The sequence below is a fragment of the Streptomyces fuscichromogenes genome (assembly GCF_014645815.1).
GTDB classification, from domain to species: Bacteria; Actinomycetota; Actinomycetes; order Streptomycetales; family Streptomycetaceae; genus Streptomyces; species Streptomyces fuscichromogenes.
Genome location: NZ_BMML01000073.1, coordinates 1411 through 6608, shown reverse-complemented (window position 1 = coordinate 6608; position 5198 = coordinate 1411). Strand labels below are relative to the sequence as shown.

The following is a 5198-nucleotide window of genomic DNA, read 5'->3' as shown; positions in this document are numbered from 1 at the left end:
CAGGAGTCGCTCTCGTACGCGGAGCTGGATGCGCGTTCGAACCGGCTGGCCCGGGTCCTGATCGGGCGGGGTGTGGGCCCGGAATCGCTGGTCGGGGTCGTGATGCCACGCTCGGTCGACCTGCTGGTCGCACTGCTGGGCATCCTCAAAGCCGGCGGCGCGTATGTACCGGTGGAAGCGGATCTGCCGGATGAGCGGATCGAGCAGATCTTCGGCCTGGCGGGTGTGCAGCTCGTGGTGGGGCAGAGGGATGTCGCGGCGGCTGACGGCGGCGGGGAGTCTGTGACGGGCGGGCTGCCTGTCGCGGTGGTGCCGGATCAGCTGATGTATGTGATGTTCACGTCGGGGTCGACGGGTGTGCCGAAGGGGGTGGCGGTATCGCATCGGGATGTCGCCGATCTGGTGCAGGACGAGTGCTGGTACGGCGAGGCTCCGCTGCGTGGTCTGATGACGTCGCCGCATGCGTTCGACGCGTCGACGTATGAGGTGTGGGTGCCGTTGCTGTCGGGCGGGTGTGTGGTGGTGGCGCCGGAGGGGGTGCTGGACGGGCGGGTTCTGCGGGAGCTGGTGTCCGGGTACGGGCTGACGCATGTGCATCTGACGGCGGGGCTGTTCCGGGTGATCGCGCAGGAGGACCCGGGGGCGTTCGGCGGGCTGAGCGAGGTGAGCACGGGCGGGGACGTGGTCTCGCCGGCGGCGGTGCGCGGGGTGCTGGAAGCGGTACCGGGAACGGTGGTGCGGGCGAACTATGGTCCGACCGAGGTGACGTTGTGCGCGACGCAGTCGGTGATGAGCGATCCGCGGGCGGTGGGCCGGGTGGTACCGATCGGCCGGCCTATCGCCAATACCCGGGTCTACGTCCTCGATGAGCGTCTTGGACCGCTGCCGGTCGGGGTGGCGGGTGAGTTGTATGTGGCGGGTGCGGGTGTGGCGCGGGGGTATGCGGGCCGGCCGGACCTGACCGCGGAACGGTTCATCGCCGATCCGTTCAGCGCCGCGGGTGAGCGGATGTACCGGACCGGGGATGTGGTGCGCTGGACGGCCGGGGGGCTGCTGGAGTTCGTGGGCCGGGCTGATGACCAGGTGAAGATCCGCGGGTTCCGCATCGAACCCGGTGAGGTCGAGGCGGTGGTCGCCGGCTGTGACGGGGTGGCACAGGCGGCCGTCGTGGTCCGCGAGGACACTGCGGGCGACAAATGCCTGGTCGCCTATGTGGTCGGCGCGGATCCTGCGGGGGACGTGGAGGCGAGGGTACGGGAGCACGTGACCGCGTGTCTGCCGCAGTACATGGTCCCCGCCGTCGTCGTCCTGGACCGGCTCCCGCTGACCACCAACGGAAAAATCGACCGCAAAGCCCTCCCCGCCCCCCAGCGGACCACCACCCACGGACGCCCACCCACGACACCCCAGGAAGAAATCCTCTGCCAAATCTTCGCGGAGGTCCTAGGCCTGGACCGGCTCGGCGTGGACGACGATTTCTTCGAACTGGGAGGGCACTCGCTGCTGGCGGTGCAGCTGGTAGAGCGGCTGCGGTCCCGAGGACTGTCAGTCGACGTCAGGACGCTCTTCGCCGCACCGACCGTGGCCCGACTCGCCGCCACGACAGGGCCAGAGGATGTCGCCCTGCCGCCTTCGCTGATCCCAGAGGCTGTGGACGCGATACTCCCCGAAATGGTCCCGTTGGCCGAACTCTCGGCGGAGGAACTGGCCCGAGTGGTCGCGTCTGTGCCCGACGGAATTGCGGACATCGGAGATATCTACCGACTTTCCCCGCTACAGGAAGGCTTCTTCTTCCACCACCGTATCGACGCCGCGAACGGCGAAGACCCCTACGTCGTCACGCAGGTGTGGCAGTTCGAGTCGTATGCGCTGCTCACCGATTTCCTGGACGCATGGCAGCAAGTGATCGACCGGCACGACATCCTCCGCACTGCCTTCGCCTGGGACGGCCTTCGCCATCCTGTCCAGGTGGTTCGCCGTAGCGCGCGATTGCCGGTGATCGAGGTGCAGCTCAAGGACGACACCACCGATCCGGTGGAAGGCCTGCTGGCCGAGGCCGACCGTCCCATCGACATCCGCCATGCCCCACTGACTCACGCGTATACCGCGCGCCGCCCCGGACACAGCGGGGCATGGCTGCTCGCCATGCGGACGCATCACATCATCTGTGATCACAGCGGAATGGACGCGGTGATGGCCGAAGTCCTGGTCATCCTCGAAGGGCGGCACGGACAGCTGCCCGAACCTGAGCCCTACCGTGCCTTGGTCAGCCAGGCGAGACGGGGGGCTGCCCTGGCGGAGCAAGAGAAACACTTCACGGACTTGCTGGACGGTCTTGTCGAGCCGACTCTGCCGTTCGGGATGTCGGACACCTTGGGTGACGGCACAACCGTCACCGAGACTCGGTTGAGGCTGGGAGTCGCACTCGCAGCGGAGGTGAGAGAGCAGGCGCAACGACTCGGCACCAGCCCGGCCACTCTGTTTCACGTGGTGTGGACGCGGGTCCTGTCCGCAGTCTCTGGCCAGGACGACGTGGTCTTCGGGACCGTGCTGTTCGGTCGACTGGGCACCGGTGCTCCCGCACCGGGCCTGTTCGTCAACACCCTGCCGGTCCGCGCACGCACACGTGGCGTCGGCGTTGAGGACGCCGTGCGCGCCATGCGCATGCAACTGGCCGGTTTGATGGCCCACGAGCACGCGTCCCTCTCCGCCGCACTCAGAAAAGGCCGTACAGCCGCGGCGGCCCCGTTGTTCACCTCCCTGTTCAATTACCGGCACCACAGGGAGCGCCTGCGGAACGAAGCTACGACGACCGAGCCGGGGCTCACGGGAGTACGGCACCTCGCCGGACGCGAGAGGACGAGCTACCCACTCGCCGTCAGCGTGGACGACCTGGGCGACGGCTTCGAGGTGGGGGTACAGGCTGTCGCCCCGATCGACCCGGACCTGGTCGCCGGTCTGCTGCGTACCGCCACTGAAGCCTTGGTGAACGCCTTGCGCTACGACTCCGATCGCCCCGTCAACACCCTTGTGGTGATCGATGAACGCGGACGCCACAAGCTGCCGGCGACGAGGCATGACACAGGCACAGGCACAGCGTCCCTTGCGTCGATTCCGGATCTGTTCGCCCAGCAGGTCGACCGAGCTCCGGACTCGATCGCCCTGGTGTACGGAGCCAGGCGTCTCACCTACCGGGAGCTGGACGAGCGGTCCAATCGGCTGGCCCGGGTCCTGATTGCCCACGGTGTGGGTCCTGAGGCGCGGGTCGGGGTGGTGATGTCTCGGTCGGCCGACCTGGTGGTGGCCCTGCTGGCGGTGGGCAAGGCCGGCGGGGCCTACGTGCCTGTTGATCCCGAGTATCCGGCGGAACGCATCACGGATGTGATCAACGAAGTGACTCCGACCGTTGTCCTGTTGGACCGCGAACCGACAGCACAGGGCCAAGGGACGCAACAGCTTGGCGATGGTGGAACGAAGGAACACTGGCTCGCTGCTGACGATCCGGAACTGCTGGCAGGCGTGGACGGCGGTGCGATCACCGACGCGGAGCGGCCGATGCGATTGCAGCCGCAGCATCCGATGTACGTGATGTTCACCTCCGGGTCGACGGGGCGGCCGAAGGGCGTCGTGGTGCCGCAGTCGGGCGTGGTGAACCTTCTGAGCTGGATGCAGTCGCGCTTCCGTCTCTCACCCTCCGATCGGGTCTTGTTGAAGACACCGTTCGTGTTCGACCCATCGGTGTGGGAGATCTACTGGACGCTGCTGTACGGCGCCACTCTCGTCGTGGCGCCGCCGGACGGACATCGCGATCCCCGGCTGCTGGCCGCGCTGATCGCGGGGGAAAGGGTCACAGTCACCCAGTTCGTCCCGTCACTCATACCCTCTTTCCTGAATTCAGTGGATGCACCCGAGTGCGAGAGTCTTCGGTTGGTGTTTGCCGGCGGTGAGTCTCTGCCCCCATCAGTGCGGGACAGCTTCCAGGCCGTGCTGGGCGTGCCGTTGCAGAACCCGTACGGGCCGACCGAAGCCACTGTGATCACTTCGCTGTGGGAATGCGATCGCGGCCTCGACGGTGAGACGGTACCGATCGGCCAGCCGATGGAGAACGTGAGCGTCTATGTGCTGGATTCGGCTCTTCAGCTGGTGCCGCCGGGTGTGGCGGGTGAGTTGTATGTGGCGGGTGCGGGTGTGGCGCGGGGGTATGCGGGCCGGCCGGGCCTGACCGCGGAACGGTTCATCGCCGATCCGTTCAGCGGTCCGGGTGAGCGGATGTACCGCACGGGGGATGTAGTGCGCTGGAGCCGTGACGGCGTCCTGGAGTTCGTGGGCCGGGCCGATGACCAGGTGAAGATCCGCGGGTTCCGCATCGAACCGGGTGAGGTCGAGGCGGTGGTCGCGGAGTGTGATGGGGTGGCGCAGGCGGCGGTCGTGGTGCGGGAGGACACTGCGGGTGACAAACGGCTGGTCGCCTATGTGACACCGGCAGAGGGTGCGCGGCCGGGTCTGGACCGGGTGGTTCGCGAGCATGCCGCCCTGCGGCTGCCCGAGTTCATGGTGCCCTCGGCGGTGGTGGTTTTGGACGTGCTGCCGTTGACGGTCAACGGCAAGCTGGACCGGCGGGCGTTGCCGGAACCGGAGTATCTCTCCGGCGGGGCTGCGGGTGGGGGTCGTGGTCCGGTGACGGTGCGGGAGGAGGTCCTGTGCCAGGTGTTCGCCGAGGTGCTGGGGCTCGATCACGTCGGTGTCGATGACGACTTCTTCGATCTGGGTGGTCATTCGCTGCTGGCGGTGACGTTGGTGGAGCGGTTGCGGGCTCGGGGTGTGTCGGTGGATGTGCGGACGCTGTTCCTGAAGCCGACGGTGCAGGCGCTGGCGGCGGTGGCGGGCCGGGAGGACGTGGTGGTGCCGCCCACGGTGATCCCGGCGGGCAGTGAGTCGCTGAGTGCGCAGATGGTTCCGCTGGCGGGCCTGGAACAGCACGGCCTGGACCGGGTGGTGGAGCAGGTGCCCGGCGGTGTGGCCAATGTCGCGGACGTGTACCGGCTGGCACCGTTGCAGGAAGGCTTGTTCTTCCACAGTCAGATGGGTGTGGAGGGCGGTCGTGATCCCTATGTGACGAGAGAGGTGTGGGAGTTCGACGGGCGGGAGCGGCTGGATGCGTTCCTGGCGGCGTGGGAGAGGGTGATCGCGCGGCACGA

General features: G+C 67.6%; 1 protein-coding gene. It reads left to right on the top strand.

Annotated features, from left to right (window positions below; translation table 11 throughout):
* Positions 1-5198 (top strand): non-ribosomal peptide synthetase (locus tag IEZ11_RS49895; RefSeq protein ID WP_189269769.1); only part of this gene is annotated, 5198 nt, incomplete at both ends.